General features: G+C 35.1%; 20 protein-coding genes and 1 other annotated feature (1 of these 21 only partly in view). Of the genes, 16 read left to right on the forward strand and 4 right to left on the reverse strand.

Annotated features, from left to right (window positions below):
* Window positions 1–127 (forward strand) — a binding site (T-box leader); it begins 62 nt to the left of the window's first position.
* Between the two features lie 30 nt (window positions 128–157).
* Entirely contained in the window at window positions 158–1,396 is a 1,239-nt protein-coding gene (gene tyrS / locus PND65_RS05625; protein ID WP_271994338.1) for a tyrosine--tRNA ligase, read from the forward strand.
* Between the two features lie 16 nt (window positions 1,397–1,412).
* Here tyrS and PND65_RS05630 read toward each other — a convergent pair whose 3' ends face one another.
* Window positions 1,413–2,357 (reverse strand): TIGR01212 family radical SAM protein, encoded by a 945-nt coding sequence (locus PND65_RS05630; protein ID WP_204712901.1) that lies wholly within the window; start codon window positions 2,355–2,357, stop codon window positions 1,413–1,415.
* A gap of 134 nt (window positions 2,358–2,491) precedes the next feature.
* Here PND65_RS05630 and PND65_RS05635 point away from each other — a divergent pair, with 134 nt between their 5' ends.
* On the forward strand, window positions 2,492–3,160 hold the full coding sequence (locus tag PND65_RS05635) for a M48 family metallopeptidase (RefSeq protein ID WP_022355286.1): 669 nt from the start codon (window positions 2,492–2,494) through the stop codon (window positions 3,158–3,160).
* A 19-nt stretch (window positions 3,161–3,179) separates the two neighbouring features.
* Here PND65_RS05635 and aroF read toward each other — a convergent pair whose 3' ends face one another.
* Both aroF and PND65_RS05645 read right to left on the reverse strand, forming a co-directional pair.
* Window positions 3,180–4,193 (reverse strand): 3-deoxy-7-phosphoheptulonate synthase, encoded by a 1,014-nt coding sequence (gene aroF, locus PND65_RS05640; RefSeq protein WP_270459982.1) that lies wholly within the window; start codon window positions 4,191–4,193, stop codon window positions 3,180–3,182.
* A gap of 14 nt (window positions 4,194–4,207) precedes the next feature.
* Entirely contained in the window at window positions 4,208–5,464 is a 1,257-nt protein-coding gene (locus tag PND65_RS05645; protein ID WP_271990910.1) for a shikimate kinase, read from the reverse strand.
* 229 nt (window positions 5,465–5,693) lie between these two features.
* Between PND65_RS05645 and aroD the strand changes: the two genes are divergently transcribed.
* The 11 genes from aroD (at window position 5,694) to PND65_RS05700 (ending at window position 13,277) form a co-directional block, all read left to right on the forward strand.
* Window positions 5,694–6,356 (forward strand): type I 3-dehydroquinate dehydratase, encoded by a 663-nt coding sequence (aroD, locus tag PND65_RS05650; RefSeq protein ID WP_035401098.1) that lies wholly within the window; start codon window positions 5,694–5,696, stop codon window positions 6,354–6,356.
* 79 nt (window positions 6,357–6,435) lie between these two features.
* The gene (gene hpf, locus PND65_RS05655; protein ID WP_022355290.1) at window positions 6,436–6,969 is read left to right on the forward strand and encodes a ribosome hibernation-promoting factor, HPF/YfiA family; all 534 of its coding nucleotides are present in this window, start codon (window positions 6,436–6,438) and stop codon (window positions 6,967–6,969) included.
* Between the two features lie 108 nt (window positions 6,970–7,077).
* The gene (locus PND65_RS05660; RefSeq protein ID WP_015535264.1) at window positions 7,078–7,542 is read left to right on the forward strand and encodes a ribosome maturation factor RimP; all 465 of its coding nucleotides are present in this window, start codon (window positions 7,078–7,080) and stop codon (window positions 7,540–7,542) included.
* 11 nt (window positions 7,543–7,553) lie between these two features.
* Window positions 7,554–9,191: a transcription termination factor NusA gene (nusA, locus tag PND65_RS05665; RefSeq protein ID WP_271990912.1), complete on the forward strand. Its 1,638-nt coding sequence runs from the start codon at window positions 7,554–7,556 to the stop codon at window positions 9,189–9,191.
* Window positions 9,192–9,199: 8 nt separating this feature from the next.
* The gene (gene rnpM / locus PND65_RS05670) at window positions 9,200–9,460 is read left to right on the forward strand and encodes an RNase P modulator RnpM (RefSeq protein ID WP_022355291.1); all 261 of its coding nucleotides are present in this window, start codon (window positions 9,200–9,202) and stop codon (window positions 9,458–9,460) included.
* The gene (locus PND65_RS05675; protein WP_044932285.1) at window positions 9,450–9,743 is read left to right on the forward strand and encodes a L7Ae/L30e/S12e/Gadd45 family ribosomal protein; all 294 of its coding nucleotides are present in this window, start codon (window positions 9,450–9,452) and stop codon (window positions 9,741–9,743) included. Before rnpM ends, PND65_RS05675 begins: the two co-directional genes overlap by 11 nt.
* Window positions 9,744–9,753: 10 nt before the next feature.
* Window positions 9,754–11,595: a translation initiation factor IF-2 gene (gene infB, locus PND65_RS05680; RefSeq protein WP_271990914.1), complete on the forward strand. Its 1,842-nt coding sequence runs from the start codon at window positions 9,754–9,756 to the stop codon at window positions 11,593–11,595.
* Between the two features lie 2 nt (window positions 11,596–11,597).
* Window positions 11,598–11,933 (forward strand): 30S ribosome-binding factor RbfA, encoded by a 336-nt coding sequence (gene rbfA, locus PND65_RS05685; RefSeq protein WP_015535259.1) that lies wholly within the window; start codon window positions 11,598–11,600, stop codon window positions 11,931–11,933.
* Window positions 11,934–12,339: 406 nt separating this feature from the next.
* Window positions 12,340–12,474: a hypothetical protein gene (locus PND65_RS05690; protein ID WP_271990916.1), complete on the forward strand. Its 135-nt coding sequence runs from the start codon at window positions 12,340–12,342 to the stop codon at window positions 12,472–12,474.
* 50 nt (window positions 12,475–12,524) lie between these two features.
* Window positions 12,525–12,731 carry a hypothetical protein gene (locus PND65_RS05695; RefSeq protein WP_271990918.1) on the forward strand — a complete coding sequence of 69 codons (207 nt, stop codon included), beginning with the start codon at window positions 12,525–12,527 and terminating at the stop codon, window positions 12,729–12,731.
* A gap of 12 nt (window positions 12,732–12,743) precedes the next feature.
* Entirely contained in the window at window positions 12,744–13,277 is a 534-nt protein-coding gene (locus tag PND65_RS05700; RefSeq protein ID WP_271990919.1) for an immunoglobulin-like domain-containing protein, read from the forward strand.
* On the opposite strand, the gene PND65_RS05705 is transcribed toward PND65_RS05700, so the two are convergent.
* Entirely contained in the window at window positions 13,217–14,350 is a 1,134-nt protein-coding gene (locus PND65_RS05705) for an AI-2E family transporter (RefSeq protein WP_271990923.1), read from the reverse strand. The genes PND65_RS05700 and PND65_RS05705 overlap by 61 nt on opposite strands.
* Window positions 14,351–14,378: 28 nt before the next feature.
* Here PND65_RS05705 and PND65_RS05710 point away from each other — a divergent pair, with 28 nt between their 5' ends.
* From PND65_RS05710 to priA, 3 genes are read left to right on the forward strand one after another with little or no spacing between them, the layout of a single operon-like run.
* Window positions 14,379–15,152 carry a TrmH family RNA methyltransferase gene (locus PND65_RS05710; protein WP_051335146.1) on the forward strand — a complete coding sequence of 258 codons (774 nt, stop codon included), beginning with the start codon at window positions 14,379–14,381 and terminating at the stop codon, window positions 15,150–15,152.
* Window positions 15,136–16,005: a DUF4438 domain-containing protein gene (locus PND65_RS05715; RefSeq protein WP_271990925.1), complete on the forward strand. Its 870-nt coding sequence runs from the start codon at window positions 15,136–15,138 to the stop codon at window positions 16,003–16,005. Before PND65_RS05710 ends, PND65_RS05715 begins: the two co-directional genes overlap by 17 nt.
* A 51-nt stretch (window positions 16,006–16,056) precedes the next feature.
* Window positions 16,057–18,183: a replication restart helicase PriA gene (gene priA / locus PND65_RS05720; RefSeq protein ID WP_271990926.1), complete on the forward strand. Its 2,127-nt coding sequence runs from the start codon at window positions 16,057–16,059 to the stop codon at window positions 18,181–18,183.
* The last annotated feature ends 1 nt before the right edge of the window (window position 18,184 follow it).

Consider the following 18,184-nt stretch of genomic DNA (forward strand, 5'->3'; position numbering starts at 1 on the left):
AAAGTCTTGATTGAGCCTATGGAATACACCTTGGAGCTTCATTATATGACGTATACCTGCGTTAAAGGTTTGAGTGCATGTGAACATACATGAAGTAAGGTGGTACCGCGTTTATAACGTCCTTATTAAGGGCGTTTTTTTATTAGGAGGAATGAATATGAACCTGTTTGAAGAATTAGAATGGCGAGGCCTTGTAGATAATATTACAAGTCCAGAAGTAAAAGATGCGATCAATAATGAAAAGCTGACATTTTATATTGGGACCGATCCAACAGCGGATAGTTTGCACATTGGACATTACTCTTCTTTGTTAATGGCAAAACGTCTTGAAAAACACGGACATCATCCAATTATGTTGGTTGGTGGAGCTACTGGATTTATTGGAGATCCAAAGGCAACTGGTGAAAGAAATATGTTGACCCAGGAAACCCTTAAGGCTAATTATGATGCCTTGCATGCACAAATTTCAAAGCTTTGGGGATTTGAGATGGTCAATAACCTGGACTGGACCAAAGATATTTCTGTGATTGATTTCTTAAGAGATTATGGAAAGTTTTTTAACGTTAATTACATGATCAATAAAGAAACTGTTAAAAAACGTCTTGATACAGGTATCAGTTATACAGAATTTTCTTATATGATCCTTCAGTCTTTAGACTTTTTACACTTATATCAGGAAAAGAATTGCACTTTGCAGATTGGTGGACAGGATCAATGGGGAAATATTACTTCAGGTCTTGAATTGATTCGTAAAAAATGTGGAGCGGATGTTAAATGTTATGGTTTAACAATGCCTTTGATCACAAAAGCGGACGGAACGAAATTTGGTAAGAGTGAATCTGGAACAGTATGGTTGGATGCAAGTAAAACATCTCCTTATGAATTGTATCAATTCTTATTTAATACTGATGATCGTAAAGTCATTGAATACTTGAAGAAATTGACTTTCCTTACAAGAGAACAAATTGAAGAATTGGAAGTTTCTTTGCAGAATGAGCCACATAAACGTTTAGCACAGAAAACACTTGCCAGCGAAGTTGTACGAGATCTTCATGGTCAGGAAGGCTTGGATTGTGCATTAAAGATTACTGAAGCATTATTCAAAGGTAAGATCCAAGAGTTAACGGATGATCAAAAATTAGATGCGATCCGCAACATGGAAAAACTTCATTGTGAACAGGGAAAAACACTGTTAGAAACATTGGTGGAAAGTGGAATTGCGTCAAGTCGTCGTGAGGCAAGAGAATGGATCAAAGGAAATTCAATCATGGTCAATGGTACGAAGATCACAGATCCAGATTATATGATGACTCCAGATAATCATTGTGTATGCGTAAAAAATTACTCTATTATTCGTAGAGGAAAGAAAAACTATTATTGTCTTGAACTAAAATAGGATCGTCAATGCGATCCTATTTTTTGTAATATTTTCCCTGCCAGGTATTTCGTCTTACCATCTCTTTATCAATTTCATTTAATACGATGGTTTTTTTGATCGTCCATTGCGGTTCGATCAAATCATTTGCCATACCATCTCCGGTGAGCCTTTCAATGATCAGATCCGGTGGTAAAACTTCCAATTGTCGAATTACGATATCCACATAGTCTTCAATTGATAAAAGGGAAAATTTTTCATTAAAAAACTGTAATGCCATCTGTGTACCCTGTAGTATATGCAACATATGTATTTTAATCGCATCCGGCTTGCAGTTGGCAATCCAGCGTGCAGTTTCTAACATCATTTCTTTGGTTTCATATGGCAATGAATTCATGATATGAACACAGGATTTGATCGAGGTTTGTTTTAATTTATTAACAGTATCTTCAACGATCTGAGTAGAATGTTGCCGATTGCACATTTGCATCGTTTTTTCATGAATGCTTTGAAGACCCAGCTCGATCCAAACTTCTTTTTGTTTGGCTAGAGAATCAAAATAAGCAAGCTTTTCATCATCAAGACAGTCAGCACGAGTCGCAATCGAAATACCGGTAACTGTAGGATCTTTTATAAAAGGATCATAGATTTCTTTTAAGGCGTCTAGATCTGCATAGGTGTTGGAATAAGCTTGAAAATAGGCAAATCCAAGACAATCAGGCCATTTAGATCGCATTCTTGTTAAGCCTTGCTGGTATTGTGTATTTAAATCTTGAAAGAAGGCAAGGATACTATCACCAGACCCTTTTGCGGAACAAAAAGTACAGCCATGATTGCCTTTGGTTCCATCGCGGTTTGGACATGTAAATCCAGCATTCAATGGTACTTTTGCGACCTTTTTGTGGTATTTTGTTTGAAAATAATAGTTCATCGTATAATAACGTTTGTTATCTGAAGAATAAGGATATGGATTGTTATACATGTAAGATCACCTTTGTCATTCTATCATAAAACTTTTCATAATTTACATATATTAATTTACTTTTACATATGTTATATTATTAACACGCACGTTAAGGGGACAAATGGAGCAAAGGGAAGTAGGAGGCTCATCATATGTCAGACATTGCGAAGAAACAGAAGATAGACTCAATTGATTATGTAGTAAAAGTATCAAAACGAAAAGGTATTCGCATGAGCATAGCTCCAGGGGGTGAGTTGGTCGTACATGCAGATCCCTTTTGCAGCGATGATACAATCAAACAATTTGTGAAACAATATACCGATAAGATCAAAGTACAAAGTCATTCAGGGATGATACGATTGTTTGGAAAGAGCTTTAAAATAAAAAAGGCACAGGGGCAGACCAATCATATTACAACATGTGAGGATGAAATCATTATTCAAACAAAACCGAGTGCTGATGCAACATTGGTGTTTAAAGAATTTTTAAATCGATACGCAAAAGAAGTCTTTGAGGATATTATGGATATGACGTTATTACGCTTCAAAGAATATTCTTTAAATAAACCAACTTTAAAGGTTCGTACGATGAAAAGAAGCTGGGGAATCTGTCATCCAGAATCTAATTATATTACTCTTAATTTTGAATTGGTTCATTATCCTGTTGAATTTGTCGAATATGTGATTTGTCATGAATTTGTTCATCTTTTAGAGCCAAATCATTCAAAGCAGTTTTATGAAATATTGTCCAAGGTCATGCCAGATTATAAACGAAGACTGGATTTAATTGAAGAAGGTAAAGAAAAACAGTATCTGATGTAAGTTTCAGATACTGTTTCTTTTATAATGTACGTCCGATCACTTTGGCAATCACTTTACCTTTTTCAACTAAGGCTGCATATTTTTCTGGTTTTAAGCTCTGAGATCCATCACTCCATGCATTAGCAGGATCATCATGTACTTCAATGATCAATCCGTCTGCCCCTGCAGCAATAGCAGCCAAAGATAAACTTTCAATCAGTTTCCAATCTCCAGCAGCATGGCTAGGGTCAATGATAATAGGCAGGTGTGTTCTTTCTTTAATAATTGGAACAACGCTAAGATCTAATGTATTACGGGTATATGGTTCAAATGTACGAATTCCTCTTTCGCAGAAGATAACATTTGGATTGCCTTCAGACATGATATATTCAGCAGCCATGATCCATTCCTGGATCGTATTGGCAAGTCCGCGTTTTAAAAGAATTGGTTTCTTTGTTCGTCCAACGGCTTTTAATAAATCAAAGTTTTGCATATTTCTGGCACCAATTTGGATCACATCTACATGTTCTACGAATTCATCTAGATGCTCAACGGCCATTAATTCAGAAACAATTGGTAAACCAGTAAGTTTTCTTGCCTTGTCTAAAGCTAAGATTCCTTTGGTTCCCATTCCCTGGAAAGCATATGGACTTGTTCTAGGCTTGTAAGCTCCACCGCGTAACATACATGCACCTGCATCTTTAACTTGTTGAGCGATACGACAGATTTGATTTTCGCCTTCAACGCTGCATGGTCCGGCAATCATAACGATCTTATTTCCACCAACTTTGATTCCGTTGACATCAACAACAGTATCTTCAGGATGGAACATACGGTTGGCAAGTTTGTAAGGCTCGGCAACTCGCTGTACATTAAATACGATAGGGTTGGCTAGTACACTTTTTTCATCCACCTTGCTAGTGTCTCCAACTAACCCAAAGACATTATAATTGGCTCCTTGAATCAAGGTTACCTGTAGATCCATATTCTCGAATTTCTTTAATAATTTATCAACTTCCTGTTTTGGTGCTTCTTTCTTTAATGTAATAATCATATTCATTCACTCCTTTATTTAAATTTTTTATATAAGTTCTTATTCTTTAAACTTTCTATGCATATCTGCATCGTTTTTTGAATCGTTTTTTCGTTTTTTATTTTGATATCGCAGGCCTTTTCATAAAGATCCTTTCTTTCTTTATACAGTGTATGGATTCCTTCTTTTAGCTTAGGTCTAGATGGATCATGTCTAATGAGGTTGTCTAAAGGTCTATCTAGATAGATAATGATGCCATTTTGAGATAAGGCTTCAATATTTTCTTTTCTAAGTATGATTCCACCTCCACAGGCAATGACAACATTGTTTTTGATACAGTTTTTAAATGTTACCTGTGTTTCAAAGTTGCGAAATCTATCTTCACCATATCTTTCAAATATTTCGGCAATCTTCATTCCCGCTTCTTTTTCAATCTCTTCATCAAGATCGATCCACTCTTTATGCAGGTTATTGGCAAGCTGCCTAGATATCGTTGATTTACCGCAGCTAGGCATTCCAATAAAAACTAAATTGCATGTTTGTAAGATGATCGTGTCAACCAACGAATCTAGATCCATATCTATTTTTTGATTGAGAAAATATTCGGCTGCATATTTGGCTTGTGCCACTAACATGAGCAATCCGTTGGTACAGCGAATGTTTAATTTTTTTGCCTGTTGGATCAATTTTGTATTCAGTGGATTGTATATCGCATCAAAGACAAATTCAAGATTTGTAAAAGGCGAAAGATCTATAGGGGATGCATTGGAATGCATGGCCATCCCAACTGGAGTGGCATTGATCAAGATATCAGCATCTAAATAAGATCTTTGTACATCTTCATATGTGATACATCCTGGATATGGTTTGTAATAGACGATTTGCACTATAGCAGCCTGATGGTCTTTACAAACAGCTTCAAAAGCTTTGCTGGCGCCGCCTTTTCCTAAAATAAGGACTTTTTTATCTTTTAGATCGATATCAAAGTGTTTAAATGTTTCAACGATGCCATCATAATCTGTATTGTGTCCATAGAGTTTTCCATCTTTGTTTACGATACAGTTACAGGCCTGAATGGATTTGGCTTGTTCATCAAGGTGATCGCAGGCTTTAAAGGCAATTTCTTTATAGGGAATCGTCACATTGATTCCTTTAAAAGGATGTTCTTTAAAGTACTCTACGATATGATCCTTTGAGATCTCTTTTAAATCGTAATGATAGTAGCCAAACTTTTCATGAATCATTTTTGAGAAGCTGTGTCCTAGATGTTCTCCAATTAATCCATATTGCATAAAAACTCTCCTTCTTGAAAAAATAAAGAGCATCTCATGCGTGAAATGCTCTTGTATAAGCCTCAAAAAAAGAATCAACACATCGTTTGATTTTTCTTAAGGAATTAGATTGTAAATCGAAAACTAATATATTTTTTCATGAGTGCATTGTAACCTATTTACATGTTATTTTCAAGGTGTTTTCATAATTTTTTTCAAAATTGTGTTAAAATGATTTTGGTGAAGATTTATGAAAATAATATGTCCTTTTTTCTATTTAAATTTAAATGATGCTCTTGAAGAGTTAAAAGCGATGAATGAAAGTGCGTGTGATTTGATTGAGATTCGTCTTGATCGTGCCAAGGCATATAAGATCGAAGATCTAATTCAACTTGTAGCTCACGCAAAGAAAAAATGCATTCTTACACTTCGTAGTAAACAAGATGGTGGAGAAGCCGATATGGATCATGCGGTTTATGAAAAAAAGATCATTGAGCTTTTTCAAGTTCCGGATGTGATCGTTGATTTGGAGCTTTTACATTTACAACATTTTCAAGATACAAGGTTTAAGCAGTATCTGGATCGCTGTATCATCAGTTACCATAACTTTAACAAGACACCAGATAATCTAAATGAAATTTGGAAACAGATGGATATCTATCAGCCATATATTGAAAAAGTTGCCTGCATGCCACAAAGCAAAGAAGATGTTTTAACATTGTTGTTGTCTTGTTATGAGCATAAGACAATTTCAAAAAAATGTGCGATTTCCATGTCTGATATGGGTATGATTTCTCGCATCATAGGTGAAATGTTTGACAGCGAATATACTTTCTGCAGCCTTACCACATCCAGTGCGCCTGGTCAATTACCTTTGGAAAAGATGGTTGAATATTTGAACATTTTGGATTGATAAGGCACGAAATTGTGAATTCAAGAATATTGGTGTTATAATCTAATCAGAAGAACAATATAGCTAAGGAGGTATTCTTATGAAAGTTAATATTGTCGGAAAAAACATTACAGTTACACCAGGAATCTCTGAAAAGATTCAAAAGAAATTAAATACTTTAGCGAAGTATTTTATCATTGGAGAAGATGATACAGCCAATGTATTGGTTCGTACGTATCCAACAAAACAAAAAATAGAAGTTACAATTCCAACTAAGCATGCGATCCTGCGTGCTGAAGTTATAGATGATGATCTATATAGCGCTATTGATAAAGTTGTTGATAAACTTGAAGACCAGATTCGTCGTCAGAAGACTCGTTTAACAAGAAAGAATAAAGAATCTTTGGCAGCAGCTTTTATCGATCATGAAATCTTCAATGAATATAATGAGGAAGAAGATGAATTAGTTAAGACAAAATCGATTGTTCCTGTTGAAATGAGCCTTGATGAAGCAATCATGAAAATGGAATTGTTAGGACATGATTTCTTCATTTATACAGATGATGAAACTGAGAAGATCGCAGTTGTATATAGACGCCACAATGGTGGATATGGATTGATTGAAACAGAGTAGTTTTTCATTGATTCTACTTGAATATTCATAGAGGTTGTGTTAAATTAATATCGATAGAAACAAAAGGAGTGGGTAAAACCACTCCTTAATTTTGGAAAGGAAGAACGAATGAATCTAGATATTCTTAAAGAATGGATCGAGCCAGTATTAAATGAAAAAGATTGTGTGCTATATGATATAGAATGGCTGACAAATCAAAATCCACCTATCTTGCAGATTTCAGTTGAAAAACAAGATGGAACAATGGATCTTGATACATGTGCTATGTGTAGTGATGTAATTGGAACTCTATTAGATAATAAAGATTGGTATACGAAAGAATATATGTTGGAAGTGTGTTCTCCAGGTGCAGAAAGAGAATTGAAGACGGACCAGCAGCTTCGCGATGCGATTGGTAAATATGTATACGTTAAGCTTATTGATCCAAAACAAGGTCTTGACCAAGTATTGGGTGATCTTAAAGAAGTAAATGACGATTCGATCATAGTTGCGTATAAAGAGAAGACAAGAAATAAGACAATAGAGATCGATCGTAACAATATTAATGTGATTATGACAGCGGTAAAATTATAAGGGAGATAAGTATGAAATTAAAAGTAGACACATTACAGAAAGCTTTGCAGGGAATTGAAAATGATCGTCAATTATCAAGTGAGATCGTAGAGGATGCTTTACGAGAAGCATTAACCAAAGCCTACAGAAAACACATTGAAATTCCAGATGCTTATGTAGAAGTTGTTATTGAAGACGGTATCATTCACATTTATCATCAGCGTAAGGTCGTTGAAGATGTGGAAGATGATGAATTGGAAATTTCTTTGGAAGATGCAAGAAAAGTAAACAAGAACATCCAGCTGGATGATTTTGTCAATGAAGAAGTAGACTTTACGACATTTGATCGCGCAGCTGTTGTTTTGGCAAAAAATGTCATGAAACAAAAGATTCGTGAAGCTGAAAAGGCACAAGTGTATGAAGAATATTGCGATAAGCTTGATGAAATGGTATTGGGTGTCGTTGAAACTGTTGAAGAAAAGTTTGTGATCGTCAACATTGGGAAAACATTGGCAATGTTAAAAAAATCACAACAAATCCCAACTGAAAAATACTATGAAGGACAGAAATTGTTGGTTGTCATTACAGAAGTCAACAAAGAAACAAAAGGAGCACAGGTTTTAGTATCTCGTGCAACACCAGTGTTTGTACGTCGCTTATTTGAAAGAGAAGTTCCAGAGATCTATAATGGAATTATAGAAATCAAAGCAATTGCCAGAGATCCAGGTGAAAGATGTAAGATTGCCGTGTATTCTCACAATGAGAACATCGACCCTATTGGAGCTTGTATTGGGCCTCGTGGATCACGTGTCCAAACGATCATCAACGAGTTAAACGGAGAAAAGATCGATATCTTTGAATGGAGCGATAATATCTCTGAGTTGATTGAAAATGCATTAAGTCCAAGTGAAGCTGTTGCGGTCATTCCAAATGAAAATGTAAAAGATGGTTTGATCGTTGTTGTACCAGATTCTCAATTATCCTTAGCAATTGGTAAACGTGGTAAAAATGCTCGCCTTGCGGTTAAATTATCAAATCGTAAGATCGATATCAAATCAGAAAGTGAAATGCAGGAATTAGGTATTGATTACATGACCATTGCTAAAGAACTTCAAGAAGAATATGAAGCGAAAAAGGCAAAAGAACGTGCGTATAAACAGCAGCAGAAGATTGAGGAACTTAAACATTCTGAGATTGAAATTGAAAATGTGGATGTAGCTGATTTTGACTACGATGATGATATCGACACAACAACTTATGAAGAAGCTGAAGGTCCAATCCATCAGAATACAACAACTCTATTTGAAAAAGAAAGAGAAACAGAATTAGATGAGATGGAAGAAGCAGCTCGTATTGCCAAAGAAAAGCGCAAAGAAAAAACAGCTGCCGACATCAAAGAATATACTTCTAAATTTGAAAACTTTGCCGATGCCAGCAATAAGAGCGAGCAGGTAGTTTCAAAACCTAAGAAGAAAGTCGAAGAAGCGCATATAGAAACAAAAGACGAACAAAAAGAAGAAGAGCTTCAGAAGAAAAAAGCTATGTTTGAACAGATGAAGCCAATCTATTCAGAAGAAGAGTTAGCAGAAATCGAAGAGGCAGAATATGAAGAAGAAAATGCCTGGGATGATGATGTTGACTATGAAGAATATGATGAGTACTACGATTAGAGGTAAATATGAGAAAAATACCAATGAGAAAATGTGTTGTTACACAGGAGCGTTTTCCTAAAAAGGAATTAATCCGAGTTGTAAGAACACCAGAATCAGAAGTTGTCGTGGATCTAACTGGGAAAAAGAATGGGCATGGTGCTTATGTTCAAAAAAGTGAGGAAACGATCTTGAAAGCGAAAAAGAATAAAGCATTAGCCAAGGCTTTAGAGACTGAAATTCCCGAATCGGTTTATGACGAGCTATTGGAGTTAGTTCGTGAAAAATAAGGCTGTATCTTTGATTCAATTTGCCTTTAAAGCAAGAAAAGTTGTTTTGGGAGATGCTTTAATTCCAAGCATCCAAAAAACAACGGCAAAGCTGGTTTTGATTAGTAAAAAATGTGGTCAAAATCGCAAAAAAAAGTTAAAAGACAAATGTACATTTTACAATGTCCCATGGCTTGAAGTTGAACCAGAATTATTTGATCAGATTAGTCATCGTTCATTTAATTCTTTGGCGATATGTGAAGATGGCTTTGCTAAAGCCATTATGGAAGAGATGAAAGGGTAGGTGACTTTACATGCCAAATAACAATAGACCAAGAAGAAAACCTAGTAAAAAAGGACCTAATAAATACAAGAACACAAACAGTGCTCCTCGTAAAGTTGAAGCTGTAAAAGAAATTACATATAGTGATTCTTTAACAGTTGGTCAGTTGGCAAATTTACTCCATAAAAACAGTTCCGAAATAATTAAATTCTTGTTCATGATGGGAAATATGTCTACGATCAATACCGTATTGAGCGATGATGACATTGAATTGATTTGCATGGAGTTTGGTGTTGAAGTTCATAAAGAAGTGATCATCGACGAAGATGATATCGAAGAACAAATTGGCAATATCGAAGAAGATGATTCGAAAATGGTTCCAAGACCTCCAGTTGTGACGATCATGGGACATGTTGACCATGGCAAAACAACATTATTGGATACGATTCGTAAAACCAATGTTACAAGTGGAGAATTTGGTGGGATCACACAGCACATTGGTGCATATCAGGTTTCTTTAAAAGGACGTAAAGTTACTTTCCTTGATACACCAGGACATGAAGCATTTACGGCTATGCGTGCTCGTGGTGCTCAAGTAACTGATATCGTTATTATTGTTGTTGCTGCAGATGATGGTGTCATGCCACAGACAAAAGAAGCTGTTGACCATGCTAAAGCTGCAGGTGTTCCTATTGTTGTAGCAGTTAACAAAATTGATAAACCAGGTGCCAATCCAGATCGTATTATGTCAGAAATGGCAGAACTTGGTATCATGCCTGAAGAATGGGGTGGAGATACGATCTTCATGAATGTTTCCGCAAAGCAGGGAACAGGAGTTTCAGATTTGTTAGAAACAGTGCTATTAGTTGCGGATATGGCAGAATTAAAAGCAAATCCAGATCAGCTCGCCAGTGGTACGGTCATTGAGGCAAAACTGGATAAAGGTAGAGGTCCTGTTGCAACTTTATTAGTACAAAGGGGTACATTACATTCTGGTGACAGCATTGTTGTAGGTACTTCTTATGGACGTGTTCGTAAGATGACAAATGACAAGGGAATGGAAATTAAAAAGGCTGAACCGAGCTGTCCAGTAGAAATTATAGGTTTAAATGATGTTCCTAGAGCTGGTGATGTGTTCATGGCTTACGATAACTATAAAAAGGCACAGGAAATTGCTTCTCATCGTCTTGAAAAACAAATCGAAAAAGAGCGCAACGCAACAAGCGCTATGTCTTTGGAAGATCTTGCCAAGAAGATTGATGAAGGTGACGTAAAAGAAATTAATGTATTGATCAAAGCAGATGTTCAAGGTAGTGCAGAGGCTTTAAAAGCAAGTATGGAACGATTAGAAGTTGATACAGTACGTGTGAATGTCATTCGTTCCACTGTTGGTACGATCACTGAATCTGATATCTTATTAGCGAGTGCTTCAAATGCGATTATTTATGGTTTCAACATTCGTCCAAGTGCAGCAATACGTAAAAAAGCGGAAGAAGAAGGTATCGAAATTCGTCTTCATAACATCATCTATAAAGCTTTGGAAGAATTAGAATCTGCTATGAAAGGTATGCTTGCTCCAGTTTATGAAGAAGTTGTTATTGGGCAGGCTGAAGTTCGTCAGATTTATAAAGTTTCAAAAGTTGGTACAATTGCCGGCTGTAAAGTTGTAGATGGGCACATTAAACGTGACTGTAAGGTACGCTTGATTCGTGAAGGTATCGTCATTTATGATGGTAAACTTGGATCCTTAAGACGCTTTGAAAACGATGTTAAAGAAGTTCAAAATGGCTTTGAATGTGGTATGACAATTGAAAATTATAATGATATTAAAGTTGATGATATCATTGAGGCTTATGAAGATCAGGAAGTGTAATCATGACAGTTAAAAATGAAAGACTTGATATGATTCTTCAAAGAGAAATTTCTAATATTCTTCAGTTCGATTTAAAAAATCCAAAATTAGGGTTTGTAACTGTGACAGATGTACAATGTACTAGAGATCTTTCTCAAGCTAAAGTTTATGTAACATTCTTAGGAAAACAAGAACGTAATGATGCCGGAATGAAGATTTTAAAACAGTCAAAAGGTTTTATTCGCTCAACTTTAGCAAAACGAATGACAATCCGGAAAATGCCAGATCTTATTTTTATTCAGGACACAAGTCTTGAACAAGGAAATCGCATTGAAAGAATATTAAAAGATATACAGTAATATGAAATACCATGTCTTTGTATTCATTACAAATGACATGGTTTTTTAATATCTTTAATATTTTGACACATATATTAATACATACTTGAATAAAATCAGGACAGGAAATGATTTGGTTAAAGCGTCATTATGATAATAGATTTAGATTCATCTGAGTGCATTACTATCATAGAAGAATGAATTGAATCATCTTTTCGAATGATTCAAAGAGGGGGTATGAGGTGAAAATAATAAGATTTCTTATTAATTATGTAGCAACTTTGAGCTGTATGTTTTTTCGGTAATACCGGTTTTTGTGGAATCTACTTTGAAGTTTGTACTTAACAACAATGCTGGAATAGGCACTGGTAACTATGATGTTTAAAATAATGGTGGAGAAGGAATTTATCTAGGAGGTACCATTAATATGCGTACTGTTAATTCTGGATTTATTGTCAGAGGTATTTTTAATAGTAAAATAAATTCGATCACAACAGGTGATTTTGGATTGAAAATGAATAACCAGGGTTTAACTTTTAGTAATTTAAGCTATGCCAGTTAGGAATTATATAATCAACCAAATCAAATAATTTTGCGTATTATTCAGATGGTGTGTTTACTTATAAGCAATCTGATATTTCTTCTTTAGCCCAATATAATGGTACATATTTAGTTATGCCTTGTAATACAGTTTATCATTTTACTTTGACCCCTGAAGACGGATTATATCTTCCTTCCATAATCACAATTACTAAGGTAGGACAAGAACTGATTGAAGGTGCAGATTATACATATAATTTTTCAACAGGATATGTTTAAATTGATGATTCTGTGATCAATTATCCATTAGTTTTGGATGCCAATGCTCCGCAAGAAATCCCTCCAACAGAGGTTAATGATCTTCCAACGATTGAAGCAGATGATAAAGTGTTAGCTGTTGACGCTCCTTCGAATCCTTTAGAAGATGTAATAGCTTACGATACTGAAGATGGAACTTTGATTGAACAAATTATTGTTACTAATAATACAGCAGATAAAAGTCAACCTGGCAAATATGAAGTAACTTATCAAGTAACGGATGTAAAAGGTGCTTTCACTGCAAAGACAAAAATGGATAGTGATACAACAACGATTGAAAAGGATAGGACAGATACTAAGAAATATGATGTGAAAACAAATAAACAGAAGAATATGGTAATGAGGATCATTATATTAGCAGCAGTTATCACAACTGTTTTCCTAGTTTTAGAAAGAAGAAATCAAAATAACAAAATAGCTCGTACGATTACATGTACGAGCTTTGTCTATATTTCTAGATGTTTTGATTTTAAACGTAAGTTAGAATATTCACGAAGAGCAGAATAAAATAAGGCAAATACTGGAACACCCAAGAACATACCTAAAACACCGAATAATCCGCCACCAATTGTAACAGAAAACAAGATCCAGAATCCAGACATACCTAATTTATCGCCTAATACAATTGGTTTAATAACATTACCATCAATTTGTTGAAGGATTAGGATAAATATAGCGAAGATAAGTGCAGATATTGGATTGATCAACAACAATATGACAATTACAGGAATAGCACCTAGGAACGGTCCAAAGACTGGGATCAAGTTGGTTACTCCAACAATAAGTCCAATCATTGGTGCATATGGAATTTGAAGGATCAAGGTTCCTATATAGCATGTAATACCAATGATTGTAGAATCAATGATATTACCAACAATGTATTGTTCAAAAACTGTTTTAACATCAATGATCCAAAAATTTAATCCTTTTGCAGTATCTAGATTAAATATAGAATAGTTTAATTTTTTGATTACTCGGATGAGTTTTTCACGATCTAAAAGAATGTAGAAACCACTCACAACAGCTAGAATGAAATTAATAATTCCGCGGACAAAACCATAAGAGTAAGTAGCTAGTTTTGGTAATGTAGATGTAACTGTACCAGTTAAAGTTTCAACAATACGTAAATTTTCTGTCCATAGTTGGATATCTTGAGTTGAAATATTCAAAGAATTAGCAATAGTGTATGCATAGTGTGTAAAATTCTCTGTATAATCACTGATATTTTGAGCAAATGTCAAGATGGAATCAATAATACTAGGTATGATTGTTGCACATAGTAAGGCAAGAATAACGAGAACAATCAAAAATGTCAATAATGTTGACAACAAGCGCTTTTTACTTGCGGAAAACTTTGAATTCTCGAATAATTTTTTCTCCAGCCAATTTTGTGGATTATATAGTAAGAACGCTATCGCTACACCAAAAACAAATGGAAAGCAGATCACAAGAATTGTATTCACAAAGTCTTTGATTTGTTCGAATTGGTTGAAAAACATAAATAGTAATAAAGGAATGATCAATGAACAAGAGTTCACAAAGATCCTTTTTTTCATTTCTTCTGTAATTTGAAATCGCATAAAACACCTCGGGGTAATTCTATCATATATGGAAAAAAATGTCTTTAAATACTATAATAAGTTTATGTTAAAAATAATTGAAGGAAACATCTCCTGTAAGGCTGTATTAGAGGAACAAAAACGCAGATGTGAGATTCTTTATGTGGATAAGAAAAAAAGGACAAAAGATTTTGCGTATATTATCTCTTTAGCGAAAAGACAAGGTGTTAAAGTACAGACTTGTACAAGAGAAGTGATTGATGAAATTGCCACCGGAAAAACGCATGGTGGGATGATTTTAAAAGCCGACAAACGTGAAGATTCTTTTTTACAGGAAAAGATCGAGGGTTTTTTGTGTTATGTAAATGGAGTGGAAGATCCTTATAATCTAGGTAGCTTGATTCGTTCTCTATATGCTTCTGGATGCAACGCATTGATCTTACCATATCGTGATTGGTCAATGAGTGAGAACATCATCTTGAGAGCCAGTGCTGGTGCATATGAAAGGTTACCGATATATTTTATCCATTCGGATGAAGAATTGGTCGAGTATGTTCATAAATACGAAATTCCACTTTATTGTGCATATCGCAATCAGGCAAAAGCGCATTATGAGATAAAGTATCCGAATACTTGTTGTGTGGCAATTGGTGGAGCCTTGCGTGGATTAAGTGCAAAGATCGTTCAGGCCTCCAATCAAAATATTGTGATTGAATATGGACGAGATTTTAAAAACGCACTAGATACGCCAAGCGCTACAGCCGTGATTGCCTTTGAAATCATGAGACAAAAGAAAGGAGCTAACAATGTTAAAGTACAATAAAGAGGAGCTGGTAAAAATAGCGGTAACTGGATGTGTCGATCATCCAAGAGTAAAAGGGTATTATGTAGGATATGATGGAAAAGGTCGCATGCCAATTGGAACCGGAGGTATCGTCTATTCGCATGCAATCGGTGATTGCTGTATGAATATTGCTGGTGATCATATTGAACCAGGAATTTCTCTTGCCAATCCATCCGACAAAGAAAATCATGCTTTAGAAACATTTGCCTGTGTAGGAAATGAGGCAAAGATCATCAATGGACCAATGAAATCAAAAACAGGATATGTAACTGGAACACATGGTGGTGTTGATCATACAATGGTTTATATGGACAAAGAAATTTTGGAAGAAATGGATTCTAATGAAACGATTCTTGTAAAAGCATATGGGCAAGGGCTAAAGCTATTAGATTATCCAGAAATCCATATGATGAATATTGATCCAGATTTATTAATGGCCATGCCAATCCTTGAAGAAGAGGGAAAAGTATCGTTTCCAGTTGTGACAAGTGTTCCTAGTTATTTGATGGGTTCTGGTTTAGGTTCCTCTACCTTGATGGAGGGGGATTATGATATCATGACACAGGATGAAAGAGCTAACGAGATTCATGGACTCAATGATCTTCGTTTTGGAGACTTTGTTGCGATAATTGATCATGATTGTCATTATGGACCGCATTATTATAAAGGAGCCGTTTCTATTGGTGTCGTTGTACACAGTGATTCTTTTACCAGTGGGCATGGTCCAGGTTTATGTGTAGTTGCAACATCAAAATTCGGAAATATTACCTACAGGATTGAAGAAGATGCCAATCTAAAAACATATATGAAGCATATCAAAAGAAGTGTTTAAGGATATGCTTCTTTTTTATGAATTCAAAGGTATTTATGTTAGAATATTTTTATGAAATTGATCAATGTATACATAGAACATTTAACCTTACAATTGAACCAACTGTTTACTTATGCATGTGATGAACCAGTCCAAAAAGGGTGTCGTGTCAAAGTGGATTTTGCCCATAGAAAATGTATTGGATTTGTTCAGGAAACAGATGTAAAAAGTGATTTAAAAAATATTAAACCTGTTCTAGAAGTCATAGATAAAGAGCCTTTATTAAATGAGGAATTGTTAGATTTGGCGCAATATATATCTAAACGATATGTATGCAGTGTCATTAGTGCTTATAAGACAATGTTGCCACCAGCCTTAAGACCTAGCAGCACGTATAAAAAGATTATCTATGAAGATCATGTTTATTTATCTAGTTCTACTTTACCTTTAACGAGTAAACAGGCCAACGTGTATGAAGAAATAAAAGATAAACTGCCAATGAAGGCCAGTGAATTTAGAAAACTGACAAAGAGCTTGGCAAAACCATTGATTGAAAAAGGATATGTTAAACTAAGAAAACTGCCTAAATCAAATGATGTTTTGCCGTCCTATATAGAGGATTCAATTCATGAACTAACTCTTGAACAAAAAAATGCAATTGAAGAAATCGAGAACTCAAACGATTCGTGCTTTTTATTACATGGAGTGACTGGTTCTGGAAAAACAGAAGTTTTTTTACATTTAGCGCAAACTGTATTAGAACAAAACAAACAAGTTCTTTTTTTAGTGCCTGAAATTGGATTAACACCCATGATGATCGAGCGTGTCATGGCACGATTTCAACGTAAAGTTGCCATTTACCATTCTCAGTTAAATGATCAGGAGAAATACGAGCAATATTGTTTGGTCAAAGATAAGAAAGTTGATATTGTGATTGGTACACGATCTGCTGTTTTCATGCCTTTTGATAATCTAGGTTTGATCTTAATGGATGAAGAACACGATATAAGTTATAAACAAGATTCCATGCCTCGCTATCATACACGCGATATTGCGTTATGGCGAGCTAAATATCATGGTTGTAAAGTAGTTTTATCCAGTGCTACCCCAAGCCTTGAATCATATTCACGAGCTTATAAAAATGTATATCATTTGGTATCTTTGACAAAACGCATCTATGATCAAATGCCAGAAATTCACTTAGTGGATATGAAAGAAGAAAGAAATCAGTTTGGTTTGTCTCAAAGATTGATCGATGCAATCCAAAAGACATTAGATAAAAACGATCAAGTGATTTTGTTGTTGAACCGAAGAGGTTATTTGCCCGTTGTTCGATGCAGCAACTGCAATGAGGTCATGATGTGTCCAGATTGCGGGATTGCCTTGACATATCATAAATCTAATGATTCTTTAATGTGTCATTGTTGTGGTAATGTATATCGCTTTGATCATACCTGCCCTAAATGTCATTCCCATCATTTTTTTCAAGTCGGTATGGGTACGGAAAGACTTGAAGAAAATATTCAAATGTTATTTCCAAATGCCAATATTGTACGAATGGATGCAGATAGTACAAAACGAAAAAATGCTCATGCCAAGCTTCTAAAAGAGTTTGAACAGAGTGGTGATATTCTACTTGGCACGCAAATGGTTGCTAAAGGTCTTGATTTTGAAAGAGTGACTTTAGTTGGCATCTTACAGGCGGACAATGCTTTGATTCACAGTGATTATCGTTCCTGCGAAATAGCTTATCAGATGTTAGAACAGGCAAGTGGACGAAGTGGACGCGGTGTAAAAAAAGGGGATGTATATATTCAGACGTATGATCCCGGTCATTATGTAATGCAGTCCGTATTAAAACATGATTATCTTGGTTTTTTTAGAAAAGAAATGAGTTATCGTCATTTGGGTGTTTATCCACCATATGTTTTTTTATGCTGCATCATTTATTCGCATGAAAGTTTAGAGAAAGCTATGGATGTAGCTTTGTTGGGAAAACAGTTTTTATCCCAGTTTAAAGTATTGGGACCTTTAGAAATAAATATGCGTCAAAGACAAAAACGTGTTCGCTTGATCGTAAAATCAAAAGATGAAACACAGTTGAATCAAACGATCTGGAAATTAGTCGAGTATCATCGATCTTTAAAAACAAATGTTAAACAGGATATTAATATGTATCCTTTGATCTTGGAGGAATAAT

Source organism: Faecalitalea cylindroides (assembly GCF_028321995.1).
In the GTDB taxonomy this organism is placed as follows: Bacteria; Bacillota_I; Bacilli_A; order Erysipelotrichales; family Erysipelotrichaceae; genus Faecalitalea; species Faecalitalea cylindroides.